Source organism: Polaromonas sp. LjRoot131 (assembly GCF_964252805.1).
In the GTDB taxonomy this organism is placed as follows: Bacteria; Pseudomonadota; Gammaproteobacteria; order Burkholderiales; family Burkholderiaceae_C; genus Polaromonas.
Genome location: NZ_CAXUPF020000001.1, coordinates 1,532,337 through 1,549,613, shown reverse-complemented (window position 1 = coordinate 1,549,613; position 17,277 = coordinate 1,532,337). Strand labels below are relative to the sequence as shown.

Genomic DNA, 17,277 nt, shown 5'->3' with positions numbered 1-17,277 from the left:
CTTTGCTTTATTTTTGTTTTACTTCGGTTTATCCACCAGACCCTGAATTATGGACTTTGAACTCAAAACACTGACCCGCGCCCGTATTTGCAGCGAAAAAACCGACGCACTGCTGGTGCTCGTACCCCAGGATACGGGGGCCGGCAGCGACCCTCTGTCGGCGCTCACGGCGCTGGCCATCAAGTCCGGGGACTTCGAAGCCAAGCCGGGCAAGCTGCTGGCCGCCTACCGCGCGCCCGGCATCGCCGCCACGCGCCTGGTGCTGGCCGGGGTAGGGGATGCCAGCCCTAAAAACATCCGCACAGCCGTTGCCGCGGCCCTGGGCGCCGTGAAAAACGGCAACACGCAGCGCGTCGTACTGTGCCTGGACCTGCTGGACGCGCTGCAGGCCGAGGCCGTGCGCGCCGCCGTGACGGCTTGCGGCGATGTGACCTACGTTTACACCACCACCAAGTCCAAGGCCAGCCCCTCCAGGCTGCAGCGCGTGCTGATCGCCGTGGGCGATGCCGCGAGCGCCAAGGCGGCCAAGGCCGGCCTGGACAAAGGCACGGCCCTGCTCAAAGGCGTGGAATTCGCCAAGGAATGGGCCAACCGGCCGTCCAACCATGCCACGCCGACGCTGCTGGCCGGTGCCGCCAGGGAACTGGGCAAATTGCGCAACATCAAGGTCGAGGTGCTGGGCCCGAAAGAGGTCGCCAAACTGGGCATGGGCTCCTTCATGGCCGTGGCCCAGGGCACGGCCGAGCCGCTGCGCTTCATCGTGCTGCGCTACGACGGTGCTGCCAAAACCGTGGCGCCTGTGGTGCTGGTCGGCAAAGGCATAACCTTCGACACGGGCGGCATCTCCATCAAGCCCGCTGCCGAGATGGATGAGATGAAGTTCGACATGTGTGGCGCCGCCAGCGTGCTGGGCACCTTCCGGGCCCTGGCCGAACTGCAGCCGGCGCTCAATGTGGTGGGCCTGATCCCCGCCTGCGAAAACATGCCGGGCGGCCGCGCCATCAAGCCGGGCGACGTGGTCACCAGCATGAGCGGGCAGACCATCGAGATACTGAACACTGATGCCGAAGGACGCCTGGTGCTGTGCGACGCGCTGACCTACGCCGAGCGCTTCAAGCCCAGGGCCGTGGTCGACATCGCCACCCTCACGGGCGCCTGCGTGATCGCGCTGGGCGGCGTGCGCAGCGGGATGTTTTCCACCGACGATGCCCTGGCCGGGGCGCTGGCCCAGGCCGGCGAATCGTCGATGGACCTGTGCTGGAGGATGCCGCTGGACGACGACTACGCCGAAGGCCTGAAAACCAATTTCGCCGACGTCGCCAACGTGGCCGGCCGGGCCGGCGGTGCGATCACCGCCGCCAAGTTCCTGCAGCGTTTCGCGGCCAGTTTTCCGTGGGCCCACCTGGACATCGCCGGCACGGCCTGGAAAGGCGGCGCCGCCAAGGGCGCCACCGGCCGTCCCGTGCCGCTGCTGCTCGACTACCTGCTGGGCCAGGTGGCCTCCAGCCGGCCCAAGGCAGCCGCAAAACCCAAGGCCTCGGCAAAACCCAAGGCCGCCGCCAGAACACGGGCATGACCGAGATCGCTTTTCACTTCAACGTGCCGGACAAGCTGGCCTACAGCTGCCGGCTGCTGCGCAAGGCCTACCTCAGCGGGGCCCGCGTGGTGGTGACGGGCGAGGCCGCGATGCTGGCCGAACTGGACCAGCTGATGTGGAGCTTTTCGCCCGCCGAGTTCGTGCCGCACTGCCGGGCCGGAGCGGCTGAAAGCACCCTGGCGGCATCGCCCGTGGTGCTGGCCGAATCGCTGCAGGCCAGTCCGCACCATGGCGTGCTGGTCAACCTGGGCCAGGGCATCCCGCCCGAGTTCGAGCGCTTTGAACGTTTTATCGAAGTGGTGGCGCAGGGCGACGAAGACCGCCTCGCCGCGCGCAGCCGCTGGAAGCATTACACCGACAGGGGTTATGCGATGAAACGGCATGACCTGGCCACGGCCGGGGAGGGCGCATGAGCCGCCCGCCGCCTGCGCCGCCCCGTTTTGTGCCCACGCTGACGGAAGTCGTGCGGCCTGTCGCGGCCCCCATGCCGGCTTCGGGCCCGGCCGGTGCAACGCCAGTGTCCCCGGCGGCGGCCGCAGTCACCGCCATGGCAGTACCGGCGGCTTCGCCGGACTTGCAGGAGCAGATGGTGCAGCGTGTGCTGCAGCGGGTCGACCTGATGCTGGACCGGCGTTTGCGCGAAGTGGTGGGCCAGCTCATTCTTGAGCACACGCAAAGCCTGGCGCCGCGCCTTCGCGAAGAAATCGAGGACGTTGTGCGCCAGTCCGTCAGCCAGGCTTTCGCGAATGAAAACACGCCACCGGCGACCGGCGGATAGGTCGCAGAGGTGGCTGTTTGGGTTCGCGAATTTTTCTCGCGCGGCACCATCGCGGAGACTGCTGGAACACTTGCTCACATAAGCCGATCTGCTCCCCGGGTAAACCCCCTTATCAGAAATTAACCTAGGGACGTTGCTATGGTGCGGGCCCGGAAATTGCGTTATGTTCGGCCCCGTTGAGTAAAAAAATTCGTTCTCAACCTTTAACGGTAATTTCCTAATCGGAGTGTTTTTATGCAAATGAAATTAAAACTGACAGTAGTGGCTGCCCTCGCTGCGGTGGCGGGTTTTGCTTCTGCCCAAGACGCAGTCGTCAAAATCGGCCACGTGGCACCGCTGTCCGGCTCGCAGGCCCATTACGGCAAAGACAATGAAAACGGCGTGCGCATGGCCATCGAAGACCTGAACGCGCAAAACGTGGTCATCGGCGGCAAAAAGGTCAAGTTTGAAATTGTTGCTGAAGATGACGCTGCTGATCCAAAACAGGGCACCGCAGCTGCACAAAAACTGTGCGACTCCAAAGTCGCCGGCGTGGTCGGCCACCTGAATTCCGGCACCACGATTCCTGCTTCCAAGGTTTACAACGATTGCGGCATTCCCCACGTCACGGGCGCTGCAACCAACCCCAACCTGACCAAGCCAGGCTACAAAACCACCTACCGCATCATCGCCAACGACAACGCCCTGGGCGCTGGCCTGGCTTTCTATGCAGCCGACGCGCTGAAGCTGAAGAAGGTCGCCATCATCGACGACCGTACCGCTTACGGCCAAGGCGTTGCTGAAGTGTTCAAGCGGACGGCCCTGGCAAAAGGCATGACCGTGGTTGACGAACAATTCACGACCGACAAAGCCACCGACTTCATGGCCATCCTGACCGCGGTCAAAGCCAAGGCTCCTGACGCCATCTTCTTTGGCGGCATGGACCCACAAGGCGGCCCGATGCTGCGCCAGATGGAACAGCTCGGCATGGGCAACGTCAAGTTCTTCGGCGGCGACGGCATCTGCACGGCCGAGCTGGCCAAGCTGGCAGCCGGTGCCAAGACCATCGGCAATGTGGTCTGCGCTGAAGGCGGCGCTTCCCTGGCAAAAATGCCAGGCGGCGAAGCCTGGAAAAAGCGTTACGACGCCAAGTACCCCAACCAGTTCCAGGTTTACAGCCCGTACACCTATGACGCGACTTTCGTCCTGGTTGACGCGATGAAGCGTGCCGGTTCGTGGGATCCAAAGGTCTACACCGCCAAGCTGCCTGAAACCAACTTCAAGGGCGTGACCACCACCATCGCTTTTGAACCCAATGGCGAATTGAAGAACCCCGCCATCACCCTGTACGTCTACAAGGACGGCAAGAAATCCGCCCTGAACTGATCGTTCACCGCAGATAAAAAAAGCCACCGCAAGGTGGCTTTTTTTTGGCCGGCGCACGGCGTCAGGCGCAAAACGGAAAGTGGCGAAAGGTGGAGCGGGCACAAAAAAGCCCAGACTGGCTGGGCTTTCAGGAGTTTTTGCCACCGTGTGGAAACTCACGGCAACTTGACTATTTGGCGGAAGAGGCGGGATTCGAACCCGCGGTAGGTTTAACCCTACGCACGCTTTCCAGGCGTGTGACTTAAACCGCTCATCCACCCTTCCGCGAAGCCTTTGATTATAGCAGCGCCCAGGCCTGCCGGCCGGGAAATGCCTCACAAATGCATGTCCTAGTGGACCGCGCCCTGGAAGCGGTGTTTCTCTAGTTGGGCCAGGGTGACAAATTCCAGTGCCTTGCTGTGGGTGGACTCAAGGATGACGGGCGGCGCAAAGCCGGCTTCCAGCGCTTCCCGCCAGCGATTGGCGCACAGGCACCAGCGGTCGCCGGGTTTGAGTCCGGCGAAGCGGTGACTGGGCCGCGGCGTGCTCAGGTCGTTGCCGTGCAGGGCGGAAAACGCCAGAAATTCGGCAGTGACCCGCACGCAGACCAAGTGGGAGCCGAGGTCCGAGGCGTCCGTGTTGCAGCAGCCGTCACGGAAGTAGCCGGTGAGCGGGTCGTAGGAGCAGGGCACCAGGTCCGTGCCCAGGACGTTTTTTGTTGTCATGGCTATTTCCCCCGGCAGACCCGCATTACACCTTGTTGGCCTGCACCATCTTCATGGCCGAACTGATCAGGGAACCGACTTCGGTCATGTTGCTGGGCACGATCAGGGTGGTCTTGGCGTCCTTGGCCACCTTGGAGTAGGCGTCCACCGCTTGCTGGGCGACCTTGAGCTGGACAGCCTGCTCGCCGCCGGGCTGGCGGATGGCGGCGGCCACCATTTCGATGGCTTTGGCGTTGGCGTCGGCGACGGCCATGATGGCGGCCGCTTCGCCCTGGGCATTGTTGATGGCGGCCAGTTTTTCGCCTTCGGAGCGGGCGATGAAGGCCTCGCGCTCACCGGTGGCGATATTGATCTGCTCCTGGCGGCGGCCTTCCGAAGCGGCGATCAGCGCGCGTTTTTCACGCTCGGCGGTGATCTGCGACTGCATGGCGTGCAGGATTTCCTTGGGTGGCGTCAGATCCTTGATTTCATAGCGCAGGACCTTCACGCCCCAGTTCAGGGCCGCTTCGTCAATGGCGGCCACGACCTGCGCGTTGATGATGTCGCGCTCTTCAAAGGTCTTGTCGAGTTCCAGCTTGCCGATGACGGATCGCAGCGAGGTCTGGGCCAGCTGCGTGACGGCCACGATGTAGTTGGACGAGCCGTAGCTGGCGCGCATCGGGTCGGTGACCTGGAAATACAGGATGCCGTCGACCTGCAGCTGGGTGTTGTCGCGCGTGATGCAGACCTGGCTGGGCACGTCGAGCGGGATTTCCTTGAGGCTGTGCTTGTAGGCGACGCGGTCCACGAAGGGAATCAGCCAGTTCAGTCCGGGCGTCAGCGTTCCGGCGTATTTCCCCAGGCGTTCCTTGACCCAGGCATTCTGCTGGGGCACGACCTTGATGGCGCGGATGACGAAGATCATCGCGACGATAAAAACAATAAGTGCTACATAAGACGACATGGTGATTCCCTCAGATTTTTTCGACGACCAGTTTGCTGCCAATGACTTCCCGGATGCGGTGCGGGCCTGCGGAGGGCGTTCCGCCGGCGGCCTGCACGACCGCCCATTGCGCGCCGCGGTAGCGCACCAGCGCCGTGCCGTCGGCTTGCCAGTCGTCGACCTGCACGGTCTCGCCGACATCCATGTTGACGTCCGGGTTGGTCCCGGGCGGCAGGGCTTCAGGGCCCCGGCCGCGGACAAAATGGGCAATACCAACGGTGGCCGAACCCACCACGGCCGCGGTGATCAGCTGCACGGACATCGACGCGCCCAGGTAGGCGGCGACGGCCGCGGCAGCCAGCCCTACGGCCACCATCAGCAGGTAAAACGTTCCCGTCGCCAGCTCCACCGCGACCGCCACGCCGGCCAGCAGCCACCAGATCGTCGATTCACTCATGCATCCTCCTTTTGTAGGTCATCCGCTACATTTTGGGGCAATTAGACCCCAAGACAAGCGTAGCGCAACAATATGTCCTTACACTTCGCTGCTTGAATCGCCGCTCGGGCTCAACCTGTCTATGCCTTTTGAGCGTTCCCCATGCCCTCCGACAGGTTCAGGGCGCCCTTGAACTGCTCTCCCCGTCATGAAATTCCGCTTTCCCATCGTCATCATTGACGAAGATTTCCGTTCCGAAAATACCTCCGGCCTGGGGATTCGCGCGCTGGCGCAGGCCATCGAGAGCGAAGGCTTCGAGGTCCTGGGCGTCACCAGCTACGGCGACCTTTCGCAGTTCGCCCAGCAGCAAAGCCGGGCCAGCGCCTTTATTTTGTCGATCGACGACGAAGAGTTCTCACCCGGCCCGGATCTCGACCCCGCCGTGCTGAACCTGCGCACCTTTATCGAAGAAGTGCGCCGCAAGAACCTGGACGTGCCGATCTACGTCTACGGCGAGACCAAGACCTCGCGCCACATCCCGAACGACATCCTGCGCGAACTGCACGGCTTCATCCACATGTTCGAGGACACGCCCGAGTTCGTGGCGCGCCACATCCTGCGCGAGGCCAAAAGCTACCTGGAAGGCGTGCAGCCGCCGTTTTTCAAGGCCTTGCTGGACTACGCCGAGGACGGTTCCTATTCCTGGCATTGCCCCGGCCATTCGGGCGGCGTGGCTTTCCTCAAAAGCCCGGTCGGCCAGATGTTCCACCAGTTCTTCGGCGAGAACATGCTGCGCGCCGACGTCTGCAACGCGGTCGAAGAGCTCGGCCAGCTGCTGGACCACGACGGCGCGATTGGCGCCAGCGAACGCAATGCCGCGCGCATCTTCAACGCCGACCACTGCTTTTTCGTGACCAACGGCACTTCCACCAGCAACAAGATGGTCTGGCACCACACGGTGGCGCCGGGCGATGTCGTGGTGGTCGACCGCAACTGCCACAAATCCATCCTGCACTCCATCATCATGACGGGTGCGATCCCGGTGTTTTTGAAGCCCACGCGCAACCACTTCGGCATCATCGGGCCGATTCCGCAGAGCGAGTTCGAGCCGGACGCGATCCGCGCCAAGATCGATGCCAATCCGCTGCTCAAAGGCGTGGACAGCAGCAAGGTCAAGCCGCGCGTGCTGACGCTGACGCAGTCGACCTATGACGGCGTGCTCTACAACACAGAGACCATCAAGGGCATGCTGGACGGCTACATCGACAACCTGCACTTTGACGAGGCCTGGCTGCCGCATGCGGCCTTCCATCCCTTCTATGGCACCTACCATGCGATGGGCAAGAGCCGTATCCGGCCGAAAACCGCCGTGGTCTATGCCACCCAGTCGATCCACAAGCTGCTGGCCGGTATCAGCCAGGCCAGCCACGTGCTGGTGCAGGATTCGCAGAATGTGAAGCTGGACAGGCACCTCTTCAATGAGGCCTACCTGATGCACACCTCGACCTCACCGCAGTACAGCATCATCGCCAGCTGCGACGTGGCCGCGGCCATGATGGAGCCGCCCGGCGGCACCGCGCTGGTCGAGGAAAGCATCGCCGAGTCGCTGGATTTCCGCCGCGCCATGCGCAAGATCGACCAGGAATACGGCGACGACTGGTGGTTCAAGGTCTGGGGGCCGGACAAGCTGGTGGAGGAGGGGATCGGCGAAGCCCAGGACTGGATCATCAAGGGCGAATCCCGCAGCGCCAAGACGGCCAGGAACGGTGCCAACAACTGGCACGGCTTCGGCCAGATGGCCACCGGCTTCAACATGCTGGACCCGATCAAGTCCACCATCGTCACGCCGGGCCTGGACCTGAACGGCAAGTTCGCGAAGACCGGCATCCCGGCCAGCATCGTGACCAAGTTCCTGGCGGAGCACGGCGTGATCGTCGAGAAAACCGGCCTCTACAGCTTTTTCATCATGTTCACCATCGGCATCACCAAGGGCCGCTGGAACACGCTGCTGACGGCGCTGCAGCAGTTCAAGGACGACTACGACAAGAACCAGCCGATGTGGCGCATCCTGCCCGAGTTCTGCCAGAAGTACCCCAAGTACGAGCGCATGGGCCTGGCCGACCTGTGCCAGCACATCCACACGCTGTATGCCAAATACGACATCGCGCGGCTGACGACCGAGGTCTACCTCAGCGACCTGGCGCCCGCCATGAAGCCCAGCGACGCCTATTCCCACATCGCCCACCGCACGACGGAGCGGGTCGAGATCGACCACCTGGAAGGCCGCATCACCGTGGGCCTGGTCACGCCGTACCCGCCGGGCATTCCGCTGCTGATTCCGGGCGAGGTGTTCAACAAGCGCATCGTCGACTACCTGAAGTTCTCGCGCGAATTCAACGCCCAGTGCCCGGGCTTCGAGACCGACATCCACGGCCTGGTCGAAGAAGTCGACGCCAAGGGCAAGACCCGTTATTACGCCGACTGCGTCAAGAAATAAGCGCTGAACCGCCGGGGCGGCCGCTCCGGCCGGGGTATGCGGGCGGCCTTAAAGGGCCTCGTCCCGCACCCGCATGAAGCTCGCGAAGCGCGGGATGCCGCTGTCGTTCAGGCCGCGAAAGCGGTAGGTGACGGTGCTGCCCACGGGCGGCGGGTTCTGGCGCAACTCGTCGCTGAGGCCGCTGCCCAGCTTGAAACGTTGGCCGGCCTTGCCGCCCGCGCCCGGAATTTCCACCAGCAGCGCACCCACCATGCCCGCGTATTTCCCCCGGCCGGGGACGTGCGCCACCACACGGGCCTCGTTGTCTTCATGCGGCTTGGCCTTGAGCAGGTCGTCGCTGCGCTGGCCTTTGTAAAACGACGCACCCCGGTGCAGCATCAGGCCTTCGCCGCCGTGTTTGACGGTGGTGGCCAGCAGGGCCCGCAGGGCCGCATGGCTGGCTACCTTGGATTGCGCCACGGCCTGCACCCAGGGCTGGTCGATACGGCTGACCACCCCATTCAGCGCGGGGATGCGTTCGCTGAACGGGCCGCCTTGCGCCGGCAGGTCGAACACCATAAAACGCATGGCCCGCCAGGCCGCCGCGTCCGGGCTTTGCTGGCGCACGGTGGACACCGCCCGGGAAAACTGCCCGTGGCCGGCCCACAGTTCGCCGTCCAGCGGCACTTTGGGCCAGCCTGCGGTGAACCATGCCGGCGCGGCAATCCGTTCCCCGCCACGGGTCAGCAGCTTTTCGCCGTCCCAGTAGCCGCGTACGCCGTCGTATTTTTCGCTGACCCGGTAATCGGCCATGGAGATACCCGGGCGGTAGACCTTGGCAAGCATCAACTCCGGCGCCTGCGGGACGGCCGCCACTGCCAGGGCCGAGGTTGGCAGGGCGGGTGTCAGCATGCCCGCGAGGACCAGCAGCAAGTGCAGCGCCTTCAGGCGGAAAAATGCCGCTGGGGCCGAAGCGCGGGAGGCGGGGGGTCGGGATGGATGCTGGGTCGCCATGGTGTGTTGACTTTGAGCTGTATGAATGTACAGTCTATAGTCCCGTGCCGGACGCTGCAAGCGTCCCTTCAGCAACTGTTGAGGGCGCGCCACATGAGGGTGGTTCTCTTCCAGATCATTGAGAAAAAAGGATGCAAAACATGACTCACCAAGGAAGCTGCCATTGCGGAAGGATTGCCTTCGAGGTTGAAGGCGAACCCGCCAGCGCGCTGGCCTGCAATTGCTCCATGTGCTCGCGCAAGGGATCGCTGCTCTGGTTTGTTCCGCACGACCAGTTGCGCCTGCTGACCCCCGACGAGAACGCCAGTACCTATTTGTTCAACAAGCACGTCATCCGCCATCGGTTTTGCCCCACCTGCGGCATCCACCCCTATGGAGAAGGCACAGGCCCGGACGGCAAGCGCATGGCTGCCATCAACCTGCGCTGCGTGCAGGACGTGGACCTCGCCGCCATTCCCGTTCAGCACTACAACGGGCGCGATTCCTAGCCAATAATCAACAGTCCCTCGACAGACCCGAAGCCACCTGCGCGCGGGCGTTGTCCCGTGAATTTTTCATTCTGAGGAACCATGACTTCCAGCGATATCGAATCCATAGAGCGGGCCACCCTGGCCGCGGTGTCTCCCGAAGCCGTGGAGGAATTCCAGGGCTGGCTCCTGCCTTTTGACAGCGGCACCGTCAGCCGGGCCCACAGCGCCGTGCCGCTGCGCCATGTGCCGTCTGACGAGGGCCTGGTCGACCAAATCGAAGCGCGCTACCGGGCGCGCGGCCTGCGTACGGTATTTCGCCTCGCCAATGAAGCCTGCTTCGACAGCCTGCGGCAGGAACTGGCGCGGCGCGGCTACCAAGCCGGCAAACCGGTGCTGGTGCAGGTGGCAACTGTCCAGGCCATGCGCGCGGTCTGTGCGGCCGCACCAGCGGAAACCGACGATGCGCCCGATGCCGCGTGGGCGGCGCTATTTTTGGCCGAGGGTTTTGACCCGGTGGACGGCGCCAGCCGCGTCAAGGCCTTGAGCCGCGCCCGCGGCTCGGTCTATGCCAGCGTCCGCGAGAACGGCAAAACCGTGGCGGCGGGCGCCGGTGCGTTCAGCCATGGCTGGTCCAGCGTGCACGGCATGCGCACCGACCAGGCTTGCAGGGGCAGGGGACTGGCCGGGCGGGTGCTGGCGGGGATCGCCGGGGTGGCCGAACAGCGCGGCATCACGCGGGCGTTTTTGCAGGTCGAAGACGTCAATGCCGCGGCGCTGGCGCTGTACCGGCGCGCGGGTTTTACCTCCGTCTGGAGTTACGACTACTGGCGGCAGCCCTGAACAGGCTCATTCCGCCAGGTCAGTTTCAAGCCGCTTCGGCCGGCTCGGCGATGCCGCCCACGACGTGGCTGAAACCGCCGTCGACATAGGTGATCTCGGCGCTCACGCCGCCGGCCAAGTCGCTCAACAGGAAGGCCGCCACGTTGCCCACGTCCTCAATCGTCACGTTGCGTCGTATCGGCGAGGCCTCGGCGACCACGCTCAAAATCTTGCCGAAGCCCTTGATACCGCTGGCCGCCAGGGTTTTGATGGGGCCTGCGCTGATGCCGTTGACGCGCATGCCCTTGGGGCCCAGCGACTCGGCCAGGTAGCGCACCGAGGCTTCCAGGCTGGCCTTGGCCAGGCCCATGGTGTTGTAGTTGGGCACGGTGCGCACCGCGCCCAGGTAGGTCAGCGTGAGCAGCGCCGATTTCGGGTTCAGGTAGGGCAGGGCGGCCTTGGCCATGGCCGGAAAGCTGTAGGCGCTGATGTCGTGGGCGATCTTGAAGCCTTCGCGCGACAGGCCGTCCAGAAAATCACCGGCGATTGCCTCGCGCGGCGCATAACCGATGCTGTGCACAAAGCCGTCAAACGTCGGCCAGGTCTGGGACAGGTCGGCGAACAGCTTGGCGATCTGCGCGTCGTCGCCCACGTCGCAGTCAAAAATCAGCTTGGAGTCGAAGTCGGCGGCGAATTCCGTGATGCGGTCCTTGAAACGCTCGCCCACGTAGCTGAAAGCCAGCTCGGCGCCCTGCGCATGGCAGGCCTTGGCGATGCCGTAGGCGATGGAGCGGTTGGACAGCACGCCCGTGATCAACAGTTTTTTGCCAGTGAGGAATCCGGTGTGTGTCGCCATGCAGTTGCTCCAGTAAATGTGCTGAGGGTGGGTCGGCAGAGGCGCGAGATTTGCGCGCCGGAAATTAGCCGACCTAAGTAGTGCAGAATTGTCGCATGCGGGATTTGTCTTTTTTGCGGGCCGTGCTGCTTGCCTTGTTGGCGTGCGCAGCCCCGGCGTGCCGGGCGGCCCATGCCTACGCCCAGTTCGGCGACATCAAGTATCCACCGGGCTTTACCAACTTCAGCTACGTTAATCCGAATGCGCCCAAGGGTGGTGAAATCCGGATGGTGCCTCCCACGAGGCCGACCAATTTCGACAAATTCAACCCTCTAACCCTTCGTGGCACCGCGCCCTACAACATCGGTGGCCTACTGCTGGAAAGCCTGCTGACAGGCAATTCTGAAGAGCCCACCACGGCCTACGGCCTGCTGGCCGAAGATGTCGAGGTGGCGGCGGACAAGCTTTCGGCGACCTTCCGTCTGAACGAGAAAGCGCGGTTCCACAATGGCAAGCCGGTGCTGGCCGCCGACGTGGTGCATTCCTTCAAGACGCTGATCAGCAAGGAAGCGGCACCGCAGTTCAAGACCATTTACGCCGAGGTCAAGGGCGCCGTGGCGGTGTCCGAAAGGGTGGTGCGCTTTGACTTTGCCACGCCCAACCCCGAACTGCCGCTGGTGGTTGGCGGCATGGCGGTCTTCAGCCGCGACTGGGGCGTGGTCGATGGCAAGCGCAAGCCCCTTGACCAGATCGTGTCCGAGCCGCCCATTGGCTCCGGTCCGTACAAGCTGGCCTCGCTGGCCATGGGCCGCGACATCACTTACGTGCGCGACCCGAAGTACTGGGCCGTTGACTTGCCCACGCGCAAGGGATTTTTCAATTTTGACCGCGTCACCTACAAGATATATCTCGACGAAACCTCCAGGTTCGAAGGCCTGAAGGCCGGTGAGTTCGATTTCCTGCGCGAATTCATCTCGCGCAATTGGGCAAGGCAGTACACCGGCAAGCAGTTCACCTCCGGCGATCTGGTCAAGCGGGCCTTTGAAAATAAGAACCCGGGTGATTTCCAGGGCTACATCTTCAATCTGCGCAGACCTCAGTTCCAGGACATTCGGGTGCGCAAGGCCATCGGCTTGGCGATGGATTTCGAGTGGATGAACCGCCAGCTGTTTTACGGCATCTACAAACGGGTGAACGGCTATTTCCCAAACAGCGAATTCCACGCCGAGGGCCTGCCCAAGCCCGATGAGCTGGCCTTGCTGGAGCCGCTGCGCAGCAAACTTCGGCCGGAGGTGTTTGGTGAAGTCCCGGTGTCGCCCAGCACCACCCCGCCGGGCAGCCTGCGCGAAAACCTGCGCCAGGCCCAGGCCCTGCTGAAAGAAGCCGGCTGGACCTATCGCGATGGTGCCCTGCGCAATACCAAGGGCGAGGCCTTCGTCATGGAGTTTCTCAACGACCAGCCGGGATTGGTCCGCATTGTCGGGCCCTTCCAGAAGTCGCTGGAAAAGCTTGGAATCACCATGACCTACCGGGCGGTGGACTTCTCCCTGTCCAAGCAGAAGATGGATGCCTTTGACTTTGACATCACCACGACCCGCCTGCCCGGCAGCACCGCTCCAGGCGGCGAGTTGCTGGACCGTTGGGGCTCCGCGGCGGCCAAAACGCCGGGTTCATCCAACGTTTGGGGCATTGCTGACCCGGCCGTTGATGCGTTGCTGCAAAAAGTCGTCACTGCCAAGACGCGGCCCGAACTGGGGGCCGCGATGCGCGCGCTGGACCGGGTATTGACCCATGGCTACTACTCGGTGCCGCAGTACTATGGCGACGCATTCCTCATCGGCTATCGGCCACGCCCTTTTGTGCTGCCACCCGTCATCCCGCCGTATTACGAAGCCGATACCTGGGCGATGAGCACCTGGTGGGCCTCGGAAAGCAATAAGTAGGCGGATCAACATGGCCAGCTACATCCTCAAACGCCTGCTGTTGATGATTCCAACGCTGTTCGGCATCCTGCTGATCACCTTTGCGATGGTGCAGTTCGTGCCCGGCGGGCCGGTCGAGCAAATGGTGGCCCAGCTGCAGGGCCGGGATTCAGGCGGCGAGAGGGCCGCCTCGTCGGGCGCCGGTTACCGCGGCAGACAAGGTGTGGATGCCAAACGCATTGAAGAAATCAAGACGCTATACGGTTTCGACAAGCCGGTGCATGAGCGCTTCTTCCAGATGCTGGGCCAATTTGCGCGCTTTGACCTTGGCAACAGCTTCTATCAGCACAAGGACGTCTGGCAGCTCATCAAGGAAAAGCTGCCGGTTTCCATCAGCCTCGGCCTCTGGACCTTTTTCCTTAGCTATTTGATCGCCGTGCCGCTGGGCGTGGCCAAAGCGGTGAGGGCCGGCAGCCGTTTTGACTTCTTCACCACGCTGGTCGTACTGGTGGGGTATGCCATCCCGGGTTTTGTGCTGGGCGTCGCGCTCCTGGTGGTCTTTGGAGGGCAACTGCAGTGGTTTCCCCTGCGCGGACTGACTTCGGCCAACTGGGATTCCTTGAGCTGGGGGGCCAAAGTCACCGATTACTTGTGGCACATCACCTTGCCCGTGGTCGCCATGGTGCTCGGCAGCTTCGCGGTGACAACGGCGCTCACCAAGAATTCCTTCCTGGAGGAAATCCGCAAGCAGTACGTGCTAACAGCGCGTGCCAAAGGGCTCAGTGAGCGCCAAGTGCTTTGGAAGCATGTGTTTCGCAACGCGCTCATTCCGATCATCACGGGCTTCCCTGCGGCCTTTGTCGGCGCTTTCTTCACCGGCTCATTGCTGATCGAAACGCTGTTTTCACTCGATGGCTTGGGTCTGTTGAGCTATGAAAGCGTGATCCGGCGGGACTACCCGGTGGTCCTGGGAACGCTTTACCTTTTCACGCTGATTGGCCTGGCGACCAAACTGATCAGCGACCTCTGTTATGTGTGGGTGGACCCTCGCGTGAAGTTCGATTGAGCATGAACAGCCCCGTCCCACCCCTTGTCCCTTCTGTCACCCCGCCCTCGGTATCGCCCTCGGTTCGCGCCTGGCGCCGTTTTCGCCGTAACAAGCTTGGTTACTGGAGTCTGCTGGTTTTCAGCGTGCTCGTGGTTTTGAGCCTGTTTGCCGAGGTGCTGTCCAACGACAAGCCGCTGGTGGTCAGCTTCAATGGGCAGTATTACTTTCCGTTGGCCAAGGATTATCCCGAGAAGACCTTCGGCGGCGACTTTGAAACCCCCACGGACTACCTTGATCCTTTTATCCGCGACAAGTTGAACGAGGGCGGCAACTGGGCAATTTACCCACCCAATCCCTATGGCCCGAAAACCATCAATTACTTTGCCAAAGAGCCCAACCCGTCCGCCCCGTCACGTGACAATCTCCTCGGCACGGACGACCGCGGCCGCGACCTGCTGGCGCAACTGATTTACGGCTTCAGACTCAGCGTGCTGTTCGGCGTCGTCTTGACCGTGATTGGCGTTATCGCCGGTGTGCTGGCGGGCGCCATTCAGGGCTATGCGGGCGGTAAAACCGATCTCGCATTCCAGCGCTTCATCGAGGTTTGGGGGTCGATGCCGCAGCTGTACCTGTTGATCATCTTCAGCGCCATTTTCACGCCCAGCGTTCCTCTTCTGATCGTCCTGCTCAGCCTCTTTGGCTGGATGGGACTTTCAGCCTACATCCGGGCCGAGTTCTTTCGAAACCGCCAACTGGACTATGTCCGGGCCGCAAAGGCCCTGGGCGTCAGCAACCTGCAGATTATGTGGCGGCACATCCTGCCTAACAGCATGACACCCATCGTCACCTTTATGCCCTTCGAAATGGGCGCGGCCATCCTCGCGCTGACCTCCCTCGACTTTTTGGGCCTGGGGGTGCCGCCCGGAACGCCGTCGCTGGGTGAATTGCTGAACCAGGGTAAAGCCAACATCGATGCCTGGTGGATATCAATTTCCACTTTTGCCGTGCTGGTCGTCACATTGCTGTTGCTGACCCTGATGGGGGACGCGCTGCGCGACGCCCTGGACCCGCGAAAGGCCGACCAATGACGACTCCTTTGCTGAAGGTCGAAGGCCTCAAGGTCTCATTTGGCGGCAAGGCGGTCGTCCACAGCCTTGATTTCTCCATCGCCCCCGGCGAAAAACTGGCCCTGGTCGGCGAATCCGGCTCGGGCAAGACCGTGACCGCGCTCAGCCTGCTGCGGCTGGCGCAAAACGCCGCAGTCGGCGGAAAAGCCGTCTTTACCGGCGTGGACGCGGCCGAACGCACGGCCAGCGGGGCGCCGCCCAAGGCGCCCGTGGATTTGCTGTCCCTGCCCGAGGCATCCTTGCGCGGGATTCGCGGCCGCGACATCGCGATGATCTTCCAGGAGCCCATGACGGCGCTCAACCCGCTCTACAGCGTGGGTGACCAGATTGCCGAAGTGCTGCAAGTTCACAAAGGCCAGACCCGGGCCGAGGCGATGCAGGGCGCGATCGCCTTGCTGGCCGATACCGGCATTCCGGAACCCGAGCGCCGCGCCAATGCCTTTCCGCACCAGCTCTCGGGCGGGCAGCGGCAGCGGGCCATGATTGCCATGGCGCTGGCCTGCCAGCCCCGGCTGTTGCTGGCCGACGAACCCACCACCGCGCTGGACGTCACCCTGCGCGGCCAGATCCTGGACCTGCTGGGCGAGCTGCAGCAGCGCAACGGCATGGCCGTGCTGCTGATCACCCACGACCTGAACCTGGTGCGCAAGTTCGCCGACCGGGTGGCAGTCATGGAAAACGGCCGTATCGTGGAGCAGGGCGCTGTCGCCGAGGTCTTCGCAAGGCCCCAGCATCCCTATACCCGCAAGCTGATCGACAGCAAGCCGCAGCGCGACGGGCTGGCGGCGGCCGGTGCCGATGCGGATGCCGCCGTCACGATGAAGGCAGAGCAGTTGCGTGTGGCCTATCCGGTGCCCATTCCCGGCATCCGCGGCTGGTTCCGGCGTGGCGAATTTGTGGCGGTGAAAGAAGCGAGTTTCCAGATCCCGGCCGGCAGGACGCTGGGCGTGATCGGCGAATCGGGCTCGGGCAAGTCCACCCTGGCGCTGGCCAGCCTGGGCTTGCTGCCTTTTTCGGGGCAGCTGCAGGCGGCGGGCCAGGCCTGGAGCAAGGAGGCCGCGCGCAACAAGGCCATGCGCCGCGCAGTCCAGGTGGTGTTCCAGGACCCTTTTTCCTCGCTGTCGCCGCGCATGACCGTCGAAGCCATCGTGGAGGAGGGCCTGCGCGTCCATGAGCCCGGCCTGTCCGCCTCCGGCCGGCGCGAGCGCGCCTTGCAGGCGCTGGCGGACGTCGGCATGACGGAGGCCCTGTTTCCGGGCCTGCTGCAGCGCTACCCGCACGAGTTTTCAGGTGGGCAGCGCCAGCGCCTGGCGATTGCCCGGGCACTCATCGTCAACCCCAGCCTGCTGGTGCTGGACGAACCGACCAGCGCGCTGGACGTGACCATCCAGAAACAGGTGCTGGGCCTGCTGCAAAGGCTGCAGCGTGAACGCGGCCTCAGTTATTTGCTGATCACGCACGATGTTGACGTCATCCGCGCGATGGCGCATGAGGTCATGGTGATGAAGGATGGCGACGTGCTGGAGTCCGGCTCGCTCGGCGAGGTACTGGATTCGCCGCGCCATCCGTACACGCGGGTCCTCGTGACGGCGGCCTGAAGAGGTCGATGAGTAACTTGATAAATTACTTTAAATAAATAGAAAATCTAGTTGATTTAAAAAGAGAATTTAAAACCCATGGGGTGCGCATTGAAAATCGGGATGCCGTGCCCATCTTTTTAAACATCTGCTGTTTTCCCTCATGCGCGACCTGCGGCCCAAGGCA

Annotated in this window: 16 protein-coding genes and 1 tRNA gene; 11 read left to right on the top strand and 6 right to left on the bottom strand. The window is 62.9% G+C overall.

All coding sequences use genetic code 11. From position 1 onward, the window contains the following. Window positions 1-49: 49 nt before the first annotated feature. From ACSQ27_RS07230 to ACSQ27_RS07215, 4 genes are all read left to right on the top strand, one after another. On the top strand, window positions 50-1,576 hold the full coding sequence (locus tag ACSQ27_RS07230; RefSeq protein WP_436154777.1) for a leucyl aminopeptidase: 1,527 nt from the start codon (window positions 50-52) through the stop codon (window positions 1,574-1,576). Then, on the top strand, window positions 1,573-2,010 hold the full coding sequence (locus tag ACSQ27_RS07225; RefSeq protein ID WP_436154776.1) for a DNA polymerase III subunit chi: 438 nt from the start codon (window positions 1,573-1,575) through the stop codon (window positions 2,008-2,010). Before ACSQ27_RS07230 ends, ACSQ27_RS07225 begins: the two co-directional genes overlap by 4 nt. Next, complete coding sequence (locus ACSQ27_RS07220; RefSeq protein WP_436154775.1) at window positions 2,007-2,375, top strand: hypothetical protein; 369 nt, start codon at window positions 2,007-2,009, stop codon at window positions 2,373-2,375. Before ACSQ27_RS07225 ends, ACSQ27_RS07220 begins: the two co-directional genes overlap by 4 nt. Before the next feature lie 234 nt (window positions 2,376-2,609). Continuing rightward, window positions 2,610-3,740 carry a branched-chain amino acid ABC transporter substrate-binding protein gene (locus ACSQ27_RS07215; protein ID WP_436154774.1) on the top strand — a complete coding sequence of 377 codons (1,131 nt, stop codon included), beginning with the start codon at window positions 2,610-2,612 and terminating at the stop codon, window positions 3,738-3,740. Between the two features lie 174 nt (window positions 3,741-3,914). Here the strand turns inward: ACSQ27_RS07215 and ACSQ27_RS07210 are convergent. The 4 genes from ACSQ27_RS07210 to ACSQ27_RS07195 all read right to left on the bottom strand — a co-directional run bounded on the left by ACSQ27_RS07210 (window position 3,915) and on the right by ACSQ27_RS07195 (window position 5,823). Beyond that, window positions 3,915-4,004, bottom strand: a tRNA-Ser gene (locus ACSQ27_RS07210). Between the two features lie 65 nt (window positions 4,005-4,069). Then, entirely contained in the window at window positions 4,070-4,444 is a 375-nt protein-coding gene (locus tag ACSQ27_RS07205) for a DUF2237 family protein (protein WP_436154773.1), read from the bottom strand. A 25-nt stretch (window positions 4,445-4,469) separates the two neighbouring features. Then, on the bottom strand, window positions 4,470-5,387 hold the full coding sequence (locus tag ACSQ27_RS07200; RefSeq protein ID WP_436154772.1) for an SPFH domain-containing protein: 918 nt from the start codon (window positions 5,385-5,387) through the stop codon (window positions 4,470-4,472). Between the two features lie 10 nt (window positions 5,388-5,397). After that, the gene (locus ACSQ27_RS07195; protein ID WP_436154771.1) at window positions 5,398-5,823 is read right to left on the bottom strand and encodes an NfeD family protein; all 426 of its coding nucleotides are present in this window, start codon (window positions 5,821-5,823) and stop codon (window positions 5,398-5,400) included. Window positions 5,824-6,010: 187 nt separating this feature from the next. Here ACSQ27_RS07195 and ACSQ27_RS07190 point away from each other — a divergent pair, with 187 nt between their 5' ends. Beyond that, window positions 6,011-8,299, top strand: coding sequence for an Orn/Lys/Arg decarboxylase N-terminal domain-containing protein (locus ACSQ27_RS07190; RefSeq protein ID WP_436154770.1), 2,289 nt, complete (start codon window positions 6,011-6,013; stop codon window positions 8,297-8,299). 48 nt (window positions 8,300-8,347) lie between these two features. Here ACSQ27_RS07190 and ACSQ27_RS07185 read toward each other — a convergent pair whose 3' ends face one another. Beyond that, the gene (locus ACSQ27_RS07185) at window positions 8,348-9,190 is read right to left on the bottom strand and encodes a DNA ligase (RefSeq protein ID WP_436155414.1); all 843 of its coding nucleotides are present in this window, start codon (window positions 9,188-9,190) and stop codon (window positions 8,348-8,350) included. Between the two features lie 242 nt (window positions 9,191-9,432). On the opposite strand from ACSQ27_RS07185, the gene ACSQ27_RS07180 reads away from it, so the two are divergent. After that, window positions 9,433-9,780, top strand: a complete 348-nt coding sequence (locus tag ACSQ27_RS07180) for a GFA family protein (protein WP_436154769.1) — start codon at window positions 9,433-9,435, stop codon at window positions 9,778-9,780. Window positions 9,781-9,861: 81 nt separating this feature from the next. Continuing rightward, window positions 9,862-10,602 (top strand): GNAT family N-acetyltransferase, encoded by a 741-nt coding sequence (locus tag ACSQ27_RS07175; RefSeq protein ID WP_436154768.1) that lies wholly within the window; start codon window positions 9,862-9,864, stop codon window positions 10,600-10,602. Between the two features lie 25 nt (window positions 10,603-10,627). Here ACSQ27_RS07175 and fabI read toward each other — a convergent pair whose 3' ends face one another. Then, window positions 10,628-11,437 carry an enoyl-ACP reductase FabI gene (fabI, locus tag ACSQ27_RS07170; protein ID WP_413330533.1) on the bottom strand — a complete coding sequence of 270 codons (810 nt, stop codon included), beginning with the start codon at window positions 11,435-11,437 and terminating at the stop codon, window positions 10,628-10,630. 95 nt (window positions 11,438-11,532) lie between these two features. On the opposite strand from fabI, the gene ACSQ27_RS07165 reads away from it, so the two are divergent. Genes ACSQ27_RS07165 through ACSQ27_RS07150 form a run of 4 tightly spaced genes read left to right on the top strand, consistent with a single transcriptional unit; the run spans window position 11,533 to window position 17,111 of the window. Continuing rightward, window positions 11,533-13,359 (top strand): extracellular solute-binding protein, encoded by a 1,827-nt coding sequence (locus tag ACSQ27_RS07165; protein WP_436154767.1) that lies wholly within the window; start codon window positions 11,533-11,535, stop codon window positions 13,357-13,359. A 10-nt stretch (window positions 13,360-13,369) separates the two neighbouring features. Further along, entirely contained in the window at window positions 13,370-14,404 is a 1,035-nt protein-coding gene (locus ACSQ27_RS07160; protein WP_436154766.1) for a microcin C ABC transporter permease YejB, read from the top strand. Window positions 14,405-14,406: 2 nt separating this feature from the next. Continuing rightward, entirely contained in the window at window positions 14,407-15,474 is a 1,068-nt protein-coding gene (locus tag ACSQ27_RS07155; RefSeq protein ID WP_436154765.1) for an ABC transporter permease, read from the top strand. Further along, entirely contained in the window at window positions 15,471-17,111 is a 1,641-nt protein-coding gene (locus ACSQ27_RS07150; protein ID WP_436154764.1) for an ABC transporter ATP-binding protein, read from the top strand. The genes ACSQ27_RS07155 and ACSQ27_RS07150 overlap by 4 nt, the downstream gene beginning before the upstream one ends. Window positions 17,112-17,277 lie beyond the last annotated feature (166 nt).